The sequence below is a fragment of the Telluria aromaticivorans genome, from assembly GCF_013003915.1.
Lineage (GTDB): Bacteria > Pseudomonadota > Gammaproteobacteria > Burkholderiales > Burkholderiaceae_D > Telluria > Telluria aromaticivorans.
This window is the reverse complement of sequence record NZ_JABAIV010000005.1, coordinates 115,411-132,891: the sequence shown is the minus strand read 5'-3', so window position 1 is coordinate 132,891 and position 17,481 is coordinate 115,411. Positions and strand designations below refer to the sequence as shown.

Sequence of the window (17,481 nt, the reverse complement as noted above, 5' to 3'; positions counted from 1 at the left end):
TTGCATGTACTTCGCGACTCCGTTGGCCACATCCGTAAACGGCTCGGTGTACCCAGCCGCACGCAGCGCGCCAATATCGGCCTGCGTAAAACTCTGGTACTTCCCCTTGAGCTTGTCCGGAAACGGCAAATACTCCAGCAGCCCCTTCTCCACGATCTGCTCCAGCGACAGAGGCTCACCACCTTCATTGGCCAGCGCATTGACCGTCGCCACCGCCAGGTCATTGAACGGCTGCGCGCGCCCGGTACCCAGGTTGAACACGCCGCGCTTATCCGGGTGATCGAGGAAGAACAGGTTCACCTTCACCACGTCCTCGATGTAGACGAAGTCGCGCATCTGGGTGCCGGCCTCATAGCCCTCGTTGGCGCCGAACAGCTTGACCTTGCCCTCTTTCTGGAACTGGTGGTACTGGTGGAAAGGCACCGAGGCCATCGTGCCCTTGTGGCCTTCGAGCGGGCCATAGACGTTGAAGTAGCGCAGGCCGACGACCTGGCTGCCTTCCCGAATGCCATGATGCCGCCAGTGGCGGCGCATGTACTGGTCGAACAGGAATTTCGAATAGCCGTAGACGTTCAGCGGGCGCTCGTGCGCGCGCTCTTCCTTGAATACGGTGCCGCCGCCGTAGACCGCGGCCGACGAGGCGTAGATGAAGGGAATGCCTTCGCGCCGGCAGAACTCGAACAGCGCGATCGTGTAGTCGTAGTTATTCTTCATCATGTAGACGCCATCGGTCTCCATGGTGTTGGAGCAGGCGCCCTGGTGCAGCACGGCCGTGAACTTGCCGTCGAATTCTCCGGCCTTCAGGCGCACCAGGAAGTCGTGCTTGTCGGCGTAATCGGCCAGTTCGGCATCGACGATGTTCAGGAATTTATCCGGACGCGACATGTTATCGACCGCGAACACGCTGAACGGCTTGCGCTTCGACAGCGCGTGCACCAGGTTGGCCCCGATGAAGCCTGCTGCGCCTGTGACCAGTATCATTTTCTACCTCGTTTCAATATGCGTTCTAGGCTGCGGCCAGCATCGGCTGCAGCGGTTGCCAGACGTCGCTTGGCAGGATTTGTTTCATGCAGTTCTGGTGGCCCAGCGGGCATTCGCGCTGCTGGCAGGGCGAGCACTCGATGTGCAGCCACAGCATCTTGGCCAGTCTTGACAACGGCGGCGTGTGGCGCGGGTCGGTCGGGCCGTAGATGGCCACCACCGGGCGGTGCAGCGCGGCGCCGATGTGCATCAGGCCGGAGTCATTGGTGACCACCACGGCCGCGCGCGAAATCAGCGCGATCGCTTCGCCTAGCTTCGTGGAGCCGGCCAGGTTGTGCGCGCCGGGTACCAGCGCGGTGATCTCGTCGCAGACCGCGCGGTCCTTCGGGGAACCGAGCAGCAGGATCTGCGCGTCTGGGCGGTTGGCGACGATGGTCTGGGCCAGTTCGGCGAAATACGGGGCTGGCCAGCGCTTGGCCGGGCCGAATTCAGCGCCGGGCGCAAATGCCACGTAGGTCCCGGCCGGCAGGCCGAGACGCGCGATGGCGGCATCGGCCAGTTCGGGGGCGACGGTCATTTCGGGTTCCGGCAACTTGTCCGGGCGCGGCAGCTGGCGCACCGGCTTGTCGGCCAGCGCGGCATAGAACTGCGCCATCGGGCGCGGCGCGGCCTTGTCGTCGTGGTGCATCACGTTCACCAGGCCGTAGCGCATTTCGCCCTTGTAGCCCACGCGGCGCTTGATCCCGGCCAGCCAGGGGATCAGCGCGAACTTGAGGGTATTGGGCAGCACGTAGGAATCCGCATAGCCGCGCGCCTTGAGGATCTTCGCGAACGCGCGGCGTTCGGCCCACTGCAGCGAGCCATGCTTGAACGGCGACTCGATCACGGAATCCACCTCGCGCATGGCGCGCCACACCGGCGCGACCCAGGTCGGGGCCAGCACGTCGATCGGGCGGTCGGGGTGGAGTTCCCGCAGGCGCCGCAGCAGCGGCTGCGCCATGACGGCGTCGCCGATCCAGTTGGGGGAAATGACAAGCGTGCGCAAGATGGGGCCTTCTTTGTGATTCAGCGGAACCCGGTCGAGATCGCGGTCCCTGCATTCGGAATCCGCGATTATAGCAACCGCGGCGAAAGCCTTCCTGCCGCCGGGATGCGGGGAGGCAGGCGGACCCGATCGGCTCGCCTACGAGGGCGCTGGCCGTTGCGACATGAGCAGCCGGACGGGCTGCTGTACCGTGATTTGAACGCGTGGGCAGGTAAAACAGTCCAGTGGACTGTTTTACGCCCACCCTACGATGAGGCGCTGCTGAAGTTTTCTACCCGCTGCCCATGCAAGGCATCGCGCCAGCTATTCCCGATATTTGCGCACACGAAGCGGCACATCGACGCCGCCTGCTGCTGCAGCATGCGCTGGTGGTTCGCCTGCAGGAATTTACCGAGCGCTTCGTACAGGTCCCACATCACCTCTTCGGTATCGTGCGATCCGAGCTTGGCCGGGATGATGGTGTCCGGGTCGATCATGGCTTCGCGCAGCGCCGCCAGCAGTTCGGTCACCGGCATCCTGCGCCACATGACCGCCAGGCGCGGCACGTTGTGGAAGATGTGGCGGAAATAGATGCGGTTGGTCGAATAGGCGTCCCAATAGGCCTTGCCGCGCTCGGTCTCACTGAGGAAGGCTTCGAAGCGGCCCAGCAGGGTCTCGGCCCGCGAACGTGTGGCATCGTGCGTGGTCAGCACCGACACGCCAAGGCTGCTCGTGACGCGGTCGATCGGTGCGGCGATGGCGATGCGGTTGGTGTCCGGCGACTTGCCCCACAAGAGGCCGACCACGAGGTTATTGTCCTCGTCGACCTGGTGCACGATGGCCGATCCGGAATCGCCGTGGTCGACGAACTCGTGGCCGCTGCCGCAGATGAACAGCATGTCCTGGAACAGCTCGAGATTGGCGGCCAGCCCGCTGTAGTGGATCGCCGTAATGCTGCCGAAGGTCAGGCCGGTGGAGACCCCGCGCTTGGCGACGGCAAACGGCAAATCGTCCTTGGTGAGCTCATGAGTGCCGGTGACGGCGCCGATTTCGCGGATATAAGGCAGGCCGGTATCGTTGTAGTAATCCAGGCTGACGATCGCCGCGTCGACTTCCGAGCTGTCGTGGATGTCGACCGTGGTGCCGATTTCATCGCATTTCACTTTTGCGGGCTGGTAGACGGTGGCGCCGACGGTGCCCACCACGTGGGCGGCCGACAGCGCATAACAGCTGCCATCGGGCTTTTTCACCATGCAGCCGAGCGTGCCGAAATAGTAGCCGACGCTGAGCTTGGTGCCGCCGACCAGCGGCCGGTACTTGCCATTGTCTTCGTACATGGCGCGCTTCTCGGCGCTGCCGTCGCAGCGGATGATGGGCGCATGCTCGATCACGTCGATGGGGAAACCGTCGACCTCGACCGGGATCTGCTCGTCGCGGGGAATGGATGCCAATGTTCGCTTGCGGGTCAGGTGAACGCAGATGGCCAACTGGCCGGATGGCTGGCCTTTCACGCGCTTCACACCGATGCTCGTTCCGTGTACGCCCGGAATCGTCATCGCCATGGCGTGAAAATACTCTTTCGCCTGCTTCATCTGCTCGAAAGTCAGATCGTCCATCGTCGCTCTCCCCCTAGAAAGTAACGCAGCGGTAACTGGCTTTACGCCAAGAAAATATTAATTTAGCACTAACGCAATGCTGAGTCACCGGGTATTTACGCAGTGAGCATATAAATAGTCGCAAATAGCTGACATGCCATATCGGGCCGGCTAATTGCATGGCCAGGAGTGAAAAATGGCCGCTTCGAAGGCGGCCATTCGGGACGGTCCGGATGCGTTTCAGCGGCAGGCGCCGACTTCATTCAGCATCCTGAACTGGGCATCCATCATCACAGGATTCGGGTCGTGTCCGGTGCGCGGCAACATGACGAACTGCTTGCGCGGCGCCTGGATACTGTCGAAATAGCGCTTGCTGGTGGCCGGCATCGTCACCAGGTCATGCTCGCCCTGCAGCATGAAGACCGGGACCGCAAAGTCGGCGCCGAGCTTGTACAGGTCTAGTTTTGATGCGATGCCGTCGCCCTTGTAGCCGACGAACTGCAGCCAGGAGTAATCTTCGCCGGCCGTGTAGTCGGCTTCATATTGCGCGGTCGTATATTCAGGCGATGGCTTCCACCAGGATTTCGGCGCCGGTTCGGTGCTGAGGGCTTCGTATTTGCGCGTGACGCGGCGCAGGATGCCGGGACTGCGCGGGTTGGTCCAGGGCGGCGCGCCCAGGGCTTCCAGTTTTGAGATTGAATCCTGGTCGTTCGCGGCGCGCGCCAATGCAAGCGTGGCGTTATAGCTGTCCTGGTCGCCGAAACGGCCAACGAGTTGTCCGGTGCCGATGTAGGCGCAGAAGGCCTCCGGCCACGACTTCACCATGTGCACGGCAAGCATCGATCCCCAGGAGCCGCCCATCAGGATCACTTTGCGCTTGCCGAACCGCTTCGCGACTTCACGGGCGAGCTCGATGCCATCGTCGCGCAGGCGCTCGACCACCAGCGGTTCGTCTTCGGCCGGGCGATTGCGGCCGTAGGTCATGCCCGAGCCACGCTGGTCCCATTGCACCAGCGTGAAATCCTTTTGCCATGATTGGTAGACCTGGTCGGCATAAGGGGTGGACGGGTTGCCGGGGCCGCCATGCACGATCAGGACCAGCGGGTTGGCGCAGTTGCTGCCCTTGATGCGCACCCATTGGTCGATGCCGCCGATGCGCATGAAGCCTTTGGCGTCGACGGATTTGCCGGGGCTGGTGCAGGCGGTTTTGCCGAAGCTGTCGATTGCGGGCGATGTTGTTGCGGCCTGGGTGGGGCCGGTGCACAGGGCGAGCAGTATGGTGGCGGAAAGAACTGAGCTGCGCAGGCTGATTGTCGTTGTCATGCTTCTCGTCGAGTGTTGATAAGGAAACACTACAGAGGGTACAACACAACATCGCGGCAAAATGCGTGGAATTTCACGGCACTGCTTCCCTTGGTCCTCAATGCCAGGTGTCGCCCCGTCATTCCGCACCGATCTGACTTTTTGCAGATCGAGACTGTTTCGTGATGCTCCCGCCCGCGGCCCTTGCGCTCCTTGGGCGCTGTCCTAGACTGAATCATCGGGCACCCGCAATGTGCGTTACCGCTGTGCGGCATTCCGATGGCACGACATTACGCTGATTCGGCGCGACGCCCTGTCCCAAAGGCCCAGTTTGCTTTGTGAAGGAATGATCATGCGTCCCCTATCCTTACTCCTGCCCGCCGCCCTGCTTGTACTGGCTTCCAGCGCGGGCGCCCAAACCCAGACCTATCCACGCCCCGATACGTCGCCCATCTCGACCGTGACCGTGACGGCCCCGGCCAAGACAGTCCGGCTCCGGGATGAACAGGTCCGCGAAATTGCCGGTACCTATGCCATGTCGAATGGCTGGAACCTGAGAGTGCGCGGCACGCCGCGTTACATTGACGCGACCATCGATAACGAAAAGCCCCTGCGGCTCCAGCCGGTCTCGGCGGACAAGTTCGTGTCCGGGGATGGGAACGTGACGATGGAATTCAACCGGGGTTCGTCGCGTGAAGATATGTTGATGAGCTATGTGCCGGATCCGAAGAATCCGGGGAGGGTGGAGGTGTCGGCGCAGAGGGAGAAACGGTGAGGGTGTGGGCTGCAGCTAGCTGAAACAGCCACTAAGACTCTCCTTATATAGCCGCCTCGAGCGCGAAGCCAATGGCGAAAAGCCTAGCGGCGAGCGTTGCAAGGTGGCAGAGGCCGACACCCCGTCCATGCGCCACCTTTAGTGCAGCGATTGGCTGCTGCTGAGAAAAGCCCGCACCGAAAGGTAGCGGGCTTTACACTTTCCTGAGTTTACTTTGTCTTCGACGAACGGTATTCCTCGATCGCTATAGCGTAGTTCTCGAGTTCGTCAATTACCTCATGAAAAATCACTAGTGCACGTCCCTGTACATCGGCATTGACCTCATCTGGAGACATGTTTCCGATTTCGATCGAAGCACGTTCCTTTGCAAGCTTGCGAACTTCAGCTGCAAATAACAATCTAGCGTAGTCCATCGCCATCCCTCCTGAAAGAAATTATCGGAAGCACAATGTGTTAACGCCGGACGCTTTGACCAGTTTAAGCCCCGAAGCGCAGCGGTTTGGCGTCACTGTATGTTACGCCGCTCCATGGTCCTTGTCAGACGATCTGCATACCGTGCCGCGCCATTGGAAGCTTCTGACTGCCTGGAAAGGCCGGCACCACACGAAAGCTGATTCGCCATTGGGGTTACCGGTGAAACGCACCAGTCGGCTTTCCTTTGGTAAACGCCCAATCACTCTGCGCCCGAGTGGCGCAATACCGGTGCGTCTTACCGAAGCTATTGCTTCGCGCGGTGACAGCGAACGCCTGCTGGGGGGGGTGTGCACGCATCGCGCGCCCTCGGCGCGCGGGGCTGTCGCCGTTGGCGGCAGCACAATGGCGATTCGGAGAGGCACGCGCGAGTACGCGCGAGGCCTTCGAATCCCCCGCGGAGGGCGCGCAGGCGCCCTCCTACTCTCAGGCTGGTGTGCACGCATCGCGCGCCCTCGGCGCGCGGGGCTGTCGCCGTTGGCGACAGCAAAGTGGCGATTCGGAGAGGCACGCGCAAGTACGCGCGAGGCCTTCGAATCCCCCGCGCAGAGCCTGCAGGCGCCCTCCTACTCTCAGGCTGGTGTGCACGCATCGCGCGCCCTCGGCGCGCGGGGCTGTCGCCGTCGGCGACAGCAAAGTGGCGATTCGGAGCGGCACGCGCGAGTACGCGCGAGGCCTTCGAATCCCCCGCGCAGAGCCCGCAGGGGCTCTGCTTCTCTCAGGCTGGTGTGCACGCATCGCGCGCCCTCGGCGCGCGGGGCTGTCGCCGTCGGCGACAGCAAAGTGGCGATTCGGAGAGGCACGCGCGAGTACGCGCGAGGCCTTCGAATCCCCCGCGCAGAGCCCGCAGGGGCTCTGCTTCTCTCCGCCATGAAACAAAAAAAATGGCCACCCGAGGGTGGCCATTTTCTTTTGTATTCCTGGCGGAGAGAGGGGGATTCGAACCCCCGGTAGGCTATGAACCTACACACGCTTTCCAGGCGTGCGACTTAAACCACTCATCCATCTCTCCTGATGGTCCTCGTGTCTCCACGAAGCCGCCTATTATATCAAGGATTCTCTTCTATACAAGACTGTTCCGGCAAGCCGTCATGGCGCCGCATCAAGCGGCCAGCGCCGGCGCCAGGGGCGCAGGACGTGGCGGACCGGGTTCACCTGAGTGCCAACCTCCTCGTCCCCGACCAGTCCGCGCCGCTTCAGGTGGCGCAGCGCGGCCTGTACCGCAGACTTCGACAGCCCCGTTTTCACGGCGATCGCCTGCAGGCTGGCCGGCACCTGGTCACGGCCAAGCGCTTGCGCGCTGTACAGCAGGTGCAGGTAGACGACGAAGGCGGCGGGGCGGCGGTCGTGGCCGACGAGGTCGGGCATCAGGACCTCGAACACGTAGGCGTCGAGCGAAGACTGGCGGGTAGTCATGAATACTATAGTAAGGAAAGATACAGGAGGGCGCGAGTCTGACACGATAATGCTCGCAATGACAACCACCGCAGGCCTTCCATGATCACCCAACTGAAATTCGTCAGCATCCCGGTCTCGGACCAGGACCGCGCCCTTGCCTTCTATACCGAACAGCTTGGCTTCGACATCGCCACCGACCAGCCGATGGGTCCGGGCAAGCGCTGGATCGAACTGCGCATCGGCGCTTCTAGCACGCGCGTCGTGCTGTTCACGCCGGATGGGCAGGAAGACCGTATCGGCAGCTTCTTCAATGGCTCGTTCGCCTGCGACAACGTCGAAGCGACCTATCGCCAGCTGAGCGGGCGCGGTGTCGAGTTCGTCGATCCGCCGACTACCCAGCCTTGGGGTTCGTATGCGAAATTCCGTGATCCGGACGGGAATACCTTCGTGCTGTCGTCTTCCTGATACGCCGGGCTAAGCACCGCGCATGAAATGCAGCCGCCAGGGCGGCATTGCCGTGTCTGGTAACGGATTTTGCGGTTTGGCGTACGCGGCGGTATCAGCGGAATGGTATCGTTGCCCGGATTAAACTCTCCACCCTGAGCCGCCGTGAAACGCAAAGCCCTGTATTACATCATCTTCACCGTCGCTGCAGCCGGCGCCGGCGCCGGCAGCTGGATCGTCAGCCTCCAGTCCCCTTCGCCACCAGCTCCTGCCACGGCCAGCAAGCCCGCATTCGATACCAGCGCCATCGCGGGCGACATGAAGACGATGCTGGCGTCCTACCGCAAGATCATCGTGCTGACCCAGGACGAAGCGGCGCTGTCGGCGGAGGAGCGGGCGCAGGCCAACGGCGTCGGGCAGCAGCTGTTCCACGAGAACCAGGAACGGGTTGGCAAAGTCGACGCTGCGCTGGCCCAGCTGGTCGCCTCACCCAACCCGGCCCGCTTCGATGCGCTCGGCACCCTGCTCGATTACGTCGAGTCGGGCGAAGGCCTGTATGACGCGGACCGGCTGGCTTTTCGCGAGCTGATGCAGTCGCTGCTGGCGCAGGTGGCCAAGGATTCGTCGCTGCCGGCGATCAAGCTGCACAAACGCATTTCCGAAGACCTGGATGCGCTGGCGGAGATCGAACGCAATTACGAGAAGGAGATCCGCGCGGTGTTCGGGCGGTTCGAGTCGCGCTCGATCATCCTCAAGCGCGAGAAATGGGAAAGCTATGTCGCCTACCTGAAAACCCTGTACCAGCGCGAGCGCATCCTGAAGGACTACGGCTTTGTCGCGCCCTACCCGGCCAGGCCGGAACCGCAGGCCCCTTCGACGCCAGCGCAGGCGGGCGTCGAAGAAGGCGAGATCTTCGGCAAGACGCTGCCCAGGAAAACCGTGGTGCTGACCTTCGATGACGGCCCGCACCGCCGCTACAGCGACGAGATCGCAGCCATCCTCAAGCAGTACAACGCGCCGGCGATCTTCTTCAGCGTGGGGCGCAATATCGGCGCGGTCGACGCGCAGGGCAAGGCCAAGCTCAATGGCGGCGCGGACGTGATGCGCCGGCTGAAGCAGTCGGGCTATGTGCTGGCCAACCACAGCTTTTCGCATGCCCAGCTGTCCAAGCAGACCGGCGACGGCCTGAAGGCGGAAATCCTGAATACGGATACGCTGCTCAAGGCCGTGGACCCGCAGCGCTCCAGCCTGTTCCGCTTCCCCTACGGCGCGCGAAACCGCGAAGGCATGCAGGCGCTGGAAGCCGCGCGCTTGACGTCGGTGATGTGGAATATCGATTCGCTCGACTGGGCAGACCCGGTGCCCTCGTCCATCGCCGACCGCGTGCTGCGCACCGTCGACAAGGAAGGCCGCGGCATCATCCTGTTCCACGACATCCACGAGCGCACCGTGAAGGCGCTGCCGGCCATCCTAGATCGGCTGGTGGCCGACGGCTACCAGTTCGCGGGCTGGGATGGCGAAAGCTTCAAGGTAGCGAATGCCACGGCGCCCGCGCCGGTGCAGCGTTCGGCGGCGACCGGCTATGCGAATTCGTGGGCGATCGTGGTCGGGATCGACAAGTACCAGAAATGGCCGCAACTCCACTATGCGGTGCGCGATGCCGAAGGCGTGGGCCAGATGCTGGTGCAGAAGTTCGGCTTTGCCCCCGAGCGCGTGATCACGCTCAAGAATGAGGCAGCGACCCGCAGCGGCATCCTGGCGGCTTTCCACGACAAGCTCGCGCACGGCAACCTGCAGCCGAACGACCGCATCTTCGTGTTCTTCGCGGGGCATGGCGCGACACGCAAGCTCAGTTCGGGACGTGACCTGGGCTATATCGTCCCGGTCGACGCCGACCCCAACAACCTGGCCACGGATGCGATCCCGATGACCGAAATCCAGAACATCGCGGAAAGCCTGCCGGCCAAGCACGCGCTGTTCGTGATGGACGCCTGCTACAGCGGCCTGGGCCTGACGCGCGGTGCCGCGAATGCTTCCTTCCTGCGCGATAACGCAAAGCGCCTGGGCCGCCAGATGCTGACAGCCGGCGGCACCGATCAACTGGTGTCGGACGGCGGACCGAACGGCCATTCGGTGTTCACCTGGACGCTGCTGCAGGGCCTGGGCGGCAAGGCCGACCTGAATGGCGACAGTCTGATTACCGGAACCGAGCTGGCGGCTTATGTGGCGCCGGCGGTGTCGAGCGTGTCGCAGCAGACGCCGGCCTTCGGCAGCCTGCCGGGCTCGGAAGGCGGCGAGTTCGTGTTCGAACTGCCGGAGGAAAGCGAGTTCCTGAATACCGGCACGGCGCAGCTGTCGAACGATGCGATTGCGCTCAATACCAAGCTCGATGCGCAGGCGTCGGCGCCGGCGGCGACGGTGGTGGTGAAGGATTTGCAGGGCTTTGATACGCGGATCACGGCGCCGGCTGTGGTGCCGAGATCAAGCCGGCAGCAGGCGCAGCGGGCCAATGACCAGGGGCTGCTGCTGTACAAGGAGAAGCAGTATGCGCAGGCGGAGGCGCAGTTCACCGAGGCCCTCAAGCTGCGGCCGAACTTTGCGCTGGCGGCAAATAACCTGGGCTTCGTGTTTTATAAGCAGGACAAGTATGCCGAGGCGGCAAGGTGGTTCGAGAATGCGGTGAAGATGGATCCGTCACGGGCGATCGCGTACAGGAATCTGGGCGATGCGCATGCGCGGGCGGGGGACAAGGCGAAGGCGAAGGCGGCGTACAAGACCTACCTGGAGCTGGCGCCGGGAGGGTCGGGGGCGGGGTATGCGAAGGAGCAGATGGAGAGGTTGTAGTCGGGCGCCGGGACGGACGACTTTGTAGGGTGGGCGGGTCTCCCCGCCCACGCGGTGATCGTTATCGGCGCCGTCTTCGCGAGTCAGCCTACGGTAATGCTGCCCGTGCGGCTGTTCCAAGCTCAACTATCACCGCGTGGGCAGGAAACCTGCCCACCATACGATTGACCAGCAGTACTTAAGTTACCGGCACCAGGCCAGTGGCCCGGGTTACCAGCCGCCCACCCAACGAAGCCTTACGCGGACTCTTTCAGCTGATCCAGGATTGCCGGATTCTCCAGCGTCGACACGTCCTGCGTAATGGCCTCGCCCTTGGCCAGCACCCTCAGCAGGCGGCGCATGATCTTGCCGGAGCGGGTTTTCGGCAAATTGTCGCCGAAGCGGATTTCCTTCGGCTTGGCGATCGGGCCGATTTCCTTGGCGACCCAGGTGCGCAATTCGGCGGCCAGTTTCTTGGCATCCTCGCCGCTTGGGCGAGCCTGTTTCAACACCACGAAGGCGCAGATCGATTCGCCCGTGGTTTCGTCCGGCTTGCCGACCACCGCCGCTTCCGCGACCATCGGGTGCCCGACCAGGGCCGATTCGATTTCCATCGTGCCCATGCGGTGGCCCGAGACGTTCAGCACGTCGTCGATGCGGCCGGTGATGGTGAAATAGCCGGTGTCCTTGTTGCGGATCGCGCCGTCGCCAGCCAGGTAGTACTTGCCGCCCAGTTCTTCAGGGAAATAGCTGGTGCGGAAGCGGTCCGGGTTGTTCCAGATGGTGCGGATCATCGACGGCCAGGGGCGCTTGACCACCAAAATGCCGCCCTGCCCGTTCGGCACGTCGGCGCCGGATTCGTCCACGATCGCGGTCATGATGCCCGGCAGCGGCAGCGTGCACGAACCCGGCACCAGCGGGGTGGCGCCCGGCAGCGGGGTGATCATGTGGCCGCCGGTTTCGGTCTGCCAGAAGGTGTCGACGATCGGGCAGCGCTCCTCGCCGACGTTCTTGTAGTACCACATCCAGGCTTCCGGATTGATCGGCTCGCCGACCGAACCGAGCAGGCGCAGGCTCGAGCGGTCGAAGTTCTTCGGGTGCACCTTCTCGTCCACGTCGGAGGCCTTGATGAGCGAGCGGATCGCGGTGGGCGCCGTGTAGAAGATCGAGACCTTGTGCTTGGCGATGGTTTCCCAGAAGCGGCCCGCATGCGGATAGGTGGGCACGCCTTCGAACACGATCTGGGTGGCGCCGACCGCCAGCGGGCCATAGGCGATATAGGTGTGGCCGGTAACCCAGCCGATGTCGGCGGTGCACCAGAACACGTCGCTTGGTTTGATGTCGAAGGTCCACTTCATGGTGAGCGCGGCCCACAGCAGGAAGCCGCCGGTGGCGTGCTGCACGCCCTTTGGCGTGCCGGTGGAGCCCGAGGTGTAGAGGATGAACAGCGGATGCTCGGCATCGACCCATTCCGGCTCGCATTCGGCGCTCTGGCCGTCGACCAGCTCATGCAGCCAGGTGTCGCGCCCTTCCTGGAAGGCGATGTTGCCGCCGGTGCGCTTGTAGACGATGACGTCGCGGATGGTGGTGATGCCGCCCAGCGCCAGCGCCTCGTCGACGATGGCTTTCAGTGGCAGCGATTTGCCGCCGCGCAGTTGCTCGTCGGCGGTGATGACGGCCACGGCGCCGGCGTCGATGATGCGTTCCTGCAGCGATTTGGCCGAGAAGCCGCCGAATACCACCGAGTGGGTGGCGCCGATGCGGGCGCAGGCCTGCATGGCGGCCACGCCTTCGATCGACATCGACATGTAGATGATGACGCGGTCGCCCTTCTTGATACCGCGGCTCTTCAGGCCGTTGGCGAACTTGCAGACGCGTTCGTACAGCTCACGGTAACTGGCGCGGACCACAGTGCCGTCGTCCGCCTCGAAGATAATGGCGGTCTTGTCGGCGTTGCCATTGGCCAAGTTGCGGTCGAGGCAGTTGTACGAGGCATTGAGCTGGCCGTCGCCAAACCATTTATAGAAGGGCGCGTTCGATTCGTCGAGCGTGCTGGTGAATGGCTTGTGCCAGTCGATGTTCTCGCGCGCCAGGCGCGCCCAGAAACCTTCGTAGTCGGTGGCGGCCTCGGCGCACAGCTTTTCATAGGCCTGCATGCCGGAGATCGCGGCCTTGGCGGCGAACTCGGCCGGCGGTTGGAAAACCCGGCTCTCCTGCAGGGTGAATTCTTCGTGCTTGGTCTCGTTCTCGGCCATTGTCGTCTCCATTGTAGTAAGTTTTACAGGACACCTTAGGGGCGCTCGCTTACTGAGCCCTTACACAAGCCGCCGCAGTGCGCCCTCTGCTGAATACCATTCTACCAACGCTGTCGGAAAGCGGCGAAGGAACCGGCAGCGGCGCGCTAGCGGGTGTAAAATGCTCGGCTGTATTTGTCCGAATTCCAGGAGTCGACACCCCGATGGCCCAGCAATTTCCCGATACCCCACAGAAAAAACTCGCCCCTTTGCCGGGGTTGATTTTTGCGAGCCGCTGGCTGCAACTGCCGCTCTACCTTGGACTGATACTGGCGCAGTGCGTTTACGTATTCCACTTCTGGGTCGAGCTGAAAGACCTGATCGGCGCCGCGATGGGCAACGCCGATTCGCTCAAACATATCCTCGACGCAGTCACAGTGATGGGCGCCGAGCGCCCGACGAAGCTGACTGAAACCACAATCATGCTGGTCGTGCTTGGCCTGATCGACGTGGTCATGATTTCGAACCTGTTGATCATGGTGATCGTCGGCGGCTACGAAACTTTTGTCTCGCGCATGCATCTCGAAGGCCACCCGGACCAGCCGGAATGGCTGTCGCACGTGAACGCCTCGGTGCTCAAGACCAAGCTGGCGATGGCGATCATCGGCATTTCGTCGATTCACTTGCTCAAGACCTTCATCAATGCGGCGAACTACGACGAAAAAACGCTGCTGTTCCAAACCGTGATTCATTGCGCCTTCCTGCTGTCGGCCCTGGCGATTGCCTATACTGACCGCATCGTCATGACCACTCACCAGTCGAAGCAACATTAATTTCTATTTACGAGAACTTCCATGGCCACCGTTATCACCCAAAGCGACCTCATCGAATCGGTCGCGGCAGCCCTCCAGTACATCAGCTACTACCATCCGGCCGACTATATCCAGCATCTGGCGCGCGCGTATGAGACGGAGCAAAGTGCGGCAGCGAAGGACGCCATCGCCCAGATCCTGACGAACTCGCGCATGTGCGCGGAAGGCAAGCGTCCGATCTGCCAGGACACCGGCATCGTCAACGTGTTCCTGAAGATCGGCATGGGCGTGCGCTTCGAAGGCTTCACCGGCACCGTCACCGACGCCGTCAACGAAGGCGTGCGCCGTGCCTACGCCTTCGAGGACAACAAGCTGCGCGCCTCGATCGTGGCCGACCCGCATTTCGAGCGCAAGAACACCAAGGACAACACCCCGGCCGTGGTCCACATGGAACTGGTCGAAGGCGAGACCGTCGACGTGAAAGTGGCGGCCAAGGGCGGCGGCTCGGAAAACAAGACCAAGTTCGTCATGCTCAACCCGTCCGACTCGCTGGTGGACTGGGTCATGAAGACCGTGCCGCTGATGGGCGCCGGCTGGTGCCCGCCGGGCATGCTCGGCATCGGCATCGGCGGCACCGCCGAGAAGGCGATGCTGATGGCGAAAGAGTCGCTGATGGAAGACATCGACATGTACGAGCTCAAGCAGCGCGGCCCGCAGAACAAGACCGAAGAACTGCGCATCGAACTGTGCGACAAGATCAATGCGCTGGGCATCGGCGCCCAGGGCCTGGGCGGCCTGACCACCGTGCTCGACGTGAAGATCAACATGTACCCGACCCACGCAGCCTCGAAGCCGGTGGCGATGATCCCGAACTGCGCGGCCACCCGCCACGCCCACTTCGTGCTGGACGGCTCCGGCCCTTCGTACATCGAACCGCCCGCGCTGTCGACCTGGCCTGACGTGCACTGGACCCCGGACACCGAGAAGTCCAAGCGCGTCGACCTGAACACGCTCACCAAAGAAGAAGTCGCCTCGTGGACGCCGGGCCAGACCCTGCTCCTGAACGGCAAGATGCTGACCGGCCGCGACGCTGCGCACAAGCGCATCCAGGACATGCTGGCCAAGGGCGAGCCATTGCCGGTGGACTTCACCAACCGCGTGATTTATTACGTCGGCCCGGTGGACCCGGTAGGCAGCGAAGTCGTCGGTCCGGCAGGCCCGACCACCGCGACCCGCATGGACAAGTTCACCGACATGATGCTGGAGAAGACCGGCCTGATCTCGATGATCGGCAAGGCCGAACGCGGTCCGATGGCAATCGAATCGATCCAGAAGCACAAGTCGGCCTACCTGATGGCGGTCGGCGGCTCGGCCTACCTGGTGTCGAAGGCGATCAAGTCGGCCACCGTGGTCGGTTTCGCAGACCTGGGCATGGAAGCGATCTACGAGTTCGACGTGACCGACATGCCGGTCACCGTCGCCGTCGATTCGACCGGCACCTCGGTGCACACCACCGGCCCGAAGGAATGGGCGGCCAGGATCGAGTCCTTGAGGGGCATTCCGGTCAACGCAGTCTGATTGACCCGCGGGCTTGCCCACGCTTGCCCGCGTCCTGGCCATGACCACCCCTTCCCTTTCCCCTGGCGCCCCGGTCGGCATCTTCGACTCGGGCGTCGGCGGCCTCTCGGTGCTGCGCCATATCCAGGCGCAGCTGCCGCACGAACATCTCCTGTATTTCGCGGACTCCGGCTTCGCGCCCTATGGCGACAAGCCGGAACAGGTCGTCATCGAGCGCGTGCTGGGCGTGGCGAGCTACCTGGTGGCGCACGGCGTGAAGGCGCTGGTCGTGGCCTGTAACACCGCCACCGTCGCCGCGGTGCGCATCCTGCGCGGGCACTACCCGGACATGCCGATCGTCGGCGTCGAGCCGGGCCTGAAACCCGGTGCGGCGGCGACTCGTAACGGCACGGTCGGCGTGCTGGCCACCGAACGTACGCTAGCCGGCGAAAAATTCCTGCTGCTGCGCGACCAGATCCATGAAGCCACGGGCGCGCGCTTCCTGCTGCAGCCCTGCGTCGGCCTGGCCGACCAGATCGAATTCGGCGAGCGCGATTCGCAGGCACTCGAGGCAATGCTGGAACGCTATATCGCCCCGCTGCTGGCCGGGGGCGCCGACACGCTGGTGCTGGGCTGCACCCACTACCCGCTGGTCCACGCCTCGATTGAACAAGTGATCCGCAGGCATACCGCGGCGGAGGTGGCGCTGATCGACACCGGCGACGCGGTCGCACGCCAGCTGGCACGCCTGCTGGGGACGGCCGGGCTGCTGCGCGAGGGCGGCGGCCTGCCTGCGCGCCTGGACGGCTTTACCAGCGCCAGCGCGGCGGCGCTGACTGCGGCGTTCACCACCTTGCTGGGCCAGGATCCGCCAGTCCACGAGGTCGAGATCGCCCTGCCTGCGTCCGGCTCAGGCGCGCCGCACATTTAGATTTGCCAGTTCGCGAACTTGTTTGTATAATCTTGTTCTGTCGCGGAAACAACGCGGCAGATGCAAGTCAGTGGTGGCTGTAGCTCAGTTGGTAGAGTCCAGGATTGTGATTCCTGTTGTCGTGGGTTCGAGCCCCATCAGCCACCCCAAGAATTCAGCACCAAGATAAAAGGGTTACCCGCTTTCGGCGTGTAACCCTTTTGTTTTCTGGGCGATGAATCCGGAGTGTGGAAGACCCCCATGGCGTGCGGCAGCGGATGTGCATTGTCCGGCAACGACGGGCGCCCAAGTTTCACCCGGCCAGTGCACGGACAGGCCGCACCTACCAGTCGAAGTCTTCGCGGAAGGCTTTCCGGCCCTGCTCCCACTCGGAGAAAGCTTTGGCCCCCAGTGCATGGGGATTGGCATCCACACCCCGGTAGAAGGCGTCATAGCCAGCCTGCCATGGGGCCGGGTCAGCTACGCGCAGGCGGCGGGCGAACCAGGCCTTCGCACCCGACCACCAGCCGCCGGCCTTGCCGAAGGCGCCCGGTACTGCGAATTCGTCCGAATCCTCCTCCGACAAGACCTTGCTCATATTTCCCTAGTGATTTATTAGTTGCCAGAAACATAGCATATTTCATTGTGCCGGCAAATTCACATCTGCTTATCAGGCCAATGAGAGCCCGTTTTGTTGCATATACCGCGAAGGGTAAGGAGCGGGAGGGACTGGGCGAAGTGCTCCCGATGGACCACAGGCAGGCCTGATACCAATAAAAGCGCCCGGCAATGCAAAAGCCCGCCAATTGGCGGGCTTTCTATCGCTACGGCCTCGCCCATGCTATCTGCATGGTGCGCGCCGCTTATTTCGCCCTGGCCTCGCCCACGCTATCTGCGTGGTGCGCGCCGGGTAGGCGAAATTACCAATCAGGCTGACTGATTAAATCGCGCGGATATTGCCGGCTTTTTCGCCTTTAGGTCCGGTCGAACGCTCGAACGAAACGCGCTGGTTTTCGGCCAGGCTCTTGAAGCCTTCCGATTGAATGTCGCCGAAGTGCGCGAACAAATCACCGCCGCCTGCGTCAGGCGTGATAAAGCCGAAGCCTTTGGAATCGTTGAACCATTTTACGGTGCCGGTTTGAGTAGTCATTTTGA

At 62.8% G+C, this 17,481-nt stretch carries 15 protein-coding genes and 2 tRNA genes; 7 read left to right on the top strand and 10 right to left on the bottom strand.

Annotation, left to right across the window (positions count from 1 at the left end):
• The 4 genes from rfaD to HGB41_RS15290 form a co-directional block, all read right to left on the bottom strand.
• A partial coding sequence (rfaD, locus tag HGB41_RS15305) for an ADP-glyceromanno-heptose 6-epimerase (RefSeq protein WP_171085918.1) occupies positions 1–981 on the bottom strand: 981 nt, incomplete at its 3' end.
• A 25-nt stretch (positions 982–1,006) separates the two neighbouring features.
• Positions 1,007–2,029, bottom strand: coding sequence for a lipopolysaccharide heptosyltransferase II (gene waaF, locus HGB41_RS15300; RefSeq protein WP_171086350.1), 1,023 nt, complete (start codon positions 2,027–2,029; stop codon positions 1,007–1,009).
• Positions 2,030–2,271: 242 nt separating this feature from the next.
• Complete coding sequence (locus tag HGB41_RS15295; protein ID WP_171085916.1) at positions 2,272–3,621, bottom strand: Nal1-like putative serine protease; 1,350 nt, start codon at positions 3,619–3,621, stop codon at positions 2,272–2,274.
• Positions 3,622–3,840: 219 nt separating this feature from the next.
• Positions 3,841–4,923, bottom strand: a complete 1,083-nt coding sequence (locus tag HGB41_RS15290; protein ID WP_171085914.1) for an alpha/beta hydrolase — start codon at positions 4,921–4,923, stop codon at positions 3,841–3,843.
• 331 nt (positions 4,924–5,254) lie between these two features.
• Between HGB41_RS15290 and HGB41_RS15285 the strand changes: the two genes are divergently transcribed.
• Entirely contained in the window at positions 5,255–5,677 is a 423-nt protein-coding gene (locus HGB41_RS15285; RefSeq protein WP_171085912.1) for a hypothetical protein, read from the top strand.
• A 209-nt stretch (positions 5,678–5,886) separates the two neighbouring features.
• Here HGB41_RS15285 and HGB41_RS15280 read toward each other — a convergent pair whose 3' ends face one another.
• The 3 genes from HGB41_RS15280 to HGB41_RS15270 form a co-directional block, all read right to left on the bottom strand.
• Positions 5,887–6,090 (bottom strand): hypothetical protein, encoded by a 204-nt coding sequence (locus tag HGB41_RS15280; protein ID WP_171085911.1) that lies wholly within the window; start codon positions 6,088–6,090, stop codon positions 5,887–5,889.
• Positions 6,091–7,069: 979 nt separating this feature from the next.
• Positions 7,070–7,160: transfer RNA gene (locus tag HGB41_RS15275), tRNA-Ser, on the bottom strand.
• Positions 7,161–7,237: 77 nt separating this feature from the next.
• Complete coding sequence (locus HGB41_RS15270) at positions 7,238–7,564, bottom strand: helix-turn-helix domain-containing protein (protein ID WP_171085909.1); 327 nt, start codon at positions 7,562–7,564, stop codon at positions 7,238–7,240.
• A gap of 81 nt (positions 7,565–7,645) precedes the next feature.
• On the opposite strand from HGB41_RS15270, the gene HGB41_RS15265 reads away from it, so the two are divergent.
• Both HGB41_RS15265 and HGB41_RS15260 read left to right on the top strand, forming a co-directional pair.
• Entirely contained in the window at positions 7,646–8,011 is a 366-nt protein-coding gene (locus HGB41_RS15265) for a VOC family protein (RefSeq protein ID WP_171085907.1), read from the top strand.
• A 144-nt stretch (positions 8,012–8,155) separates the two neighbouring features.
• Positions 8,156–10,834: a polysaccharide deacetylase family protein gene (locus HGB41_RS15260; RefSeq protein ID WP_371868529.1), complete on the top strand. Its 2,679-nt coding sequence runs from the start codon at positions 8,156–8,158 to the stop codon at positions 10,832–10,834.
• Positions 10,835–11,070: 236 nt separating this feature from the next.
• Here HGB41_RS15260 and acs read toward each other — a convergent pair whose 3' ends face one another.
• Entirely contained in the window at positions 11,071–13,068 is a 1,998-nt protein-coding gene (acs, locus tag HGB41_RS15255; RefSeq protein ID WP_171085905.1) for an acetate--CoA ligase, read from the bottom strand.
• Positions 13,069–13,271: 203 nt separating this feature from the next.
• On the opposite strand from acs, the gene HGB41_RS15250 reads away from it, so the two are divergent.
• From HGB41_RS15250 to HGB41_RS15235, 4 genes are all read left to right on the top strand, one after another.
• Entirely contained in the window at positions 13,272–13,880 is a 609-nt protein-coding gene (locus tag HGB41_RS15250) for a TIGR00645 family protein (protein ID WP_171086347.1), read from the top strand.
• Between the two features lie 21 nt (positions 13,881–13,901).
• Positions 13,902–15,437, top strand: coding sequence for a fumarate hydratase (locus HGB41_RS15245; protein ID WP_171085903.1), 1,536 nt, complete (start codon positions 13,902–13,904; stop codon positions 15,435–15,437).
• Positions 15,438–15,477: 40 nt separating this feature from the next.
• On the top strand, positions 15,478–16,347 hold the full coding sequence (gene murI / locus HGB41_RS15240) for a glutamate racemase (protein ID WP_171085901.1): 870 nt from the start codon (positions 15,478–15,480) through the stop codon (positions 16,345–16,347).
• 73 nt (positions 16,348–16,420) lie between these two features.
• A tRNA-His gene (locus HGB41_RS15235) sits at positions 16,421–16,496 on the top strand.
• 173 nt (positions 16,497–16,669) lie between these two features.
• On the opposite strand, the gene HGB41_RS15230 is transcribed toward HGB41_RS15235, so the two are convergent.
• Complete coding sequence (locus HGB41_RS15230; RefSeq protein WP_171085899.1) at positions 16,670–16,924, bottom strand: hypothetical protein; 255 nt, start codon at positions 16,922–16,924, stop codon at positions 16,670–16,672.
• Between the two features lie 342 nt (positions 16,925–17,266).
• Entirely contained in the window at positions 17,267–17,476 is a 210-nt protein-coding gene (locus HGB41_RS15225; protein WP_171085897.1) for a cold-shock protein, read from the bottom strand.
• Positions 17,477–17,481 lie beyond the last annotated feature (5 nt).

Coding starts and splice junctions, on each gene's coding strand:
- HGB41_RS15295 (WP_171085916.1), bottom strand. CDS start 3,621: ATGGACGATCTGACTTTCGAGCAGATGAAGCAGGCGAAAGAGTATTTT.
- HGB41_RS15290 (WP_171085914.1), bottom strand. CDS start 4,923: ATGACAACGACAATCAGCCTGCGCAGCTCAGTTCTTTCCGCCACCATA.
- HGB41_RS15285 (WP_171085912.1), top strand. CDS start 5,255: ATGCGTCCCCTATCCTTACTCCTGCCCGCCGCCCTGCTTGTACTGGCT.
- HGB41_RS15280 (WP_171085911.1), bottom strand. CDS start 6,090: ATGGACTACGCTAGATTGTTATTTGCAGCTGAAGTTCGCAAGCTTGCA.
- HGB41_RS15270 (WP_171085909.1), bottom strand. CDS start 7,564: ATGACTACCCGCCAGTCTTCGCTCGACGCCTACGTGTTCGAGGTCCTG.
- HGB41_RS15265 (WP_171085907.1), top strand. CDS start 7,646: ATGATCACCCAACTGAAATTCGTCAGCATCCCGGTCTCGGACCAGGAC.
- acs (WP_171085905.1), bottom strand. CDS start 13,068: ATGGCCGAGAACGAGACCAAGCACGAAGAATTCACCCTGCAGGAGAGC.
- HGB41_RS15250 (WP_171086347.1), top strand. CDS start 13,272: ATGGCCCAGCAATTTCCCGATACCCCACAGAAAAAACTCGCCCCTTTG.
- HGB41_RS15245 (WP_171085903.1), top strand. CDS start 13,902: ATGGCCACCGTTATCACCCAAAGCGACCTCATCGAATCGGTCGCGGCA.
- murI (WP_171085901.1), top strand. CDS start 15,478: ATGACCACCCCTTCCCTTTCCCCTGGCGCCCCGGTCGGCATCTTCGAC.
- HGB41_RS15230 (WP_171085899.1), bottom strand. CDS start 16,924: ATGAGCAAGGTCTTGTCGGAGGAGGATTCGGACGAATTCGCAGTACCG.
- HGB41_RS15225 (WP_171085897.1), bottom strand. CDS start 17,476: ATGACTACTCAAACCGGCACCGTAAAATGGTTCAACGATTCCAAAGGC.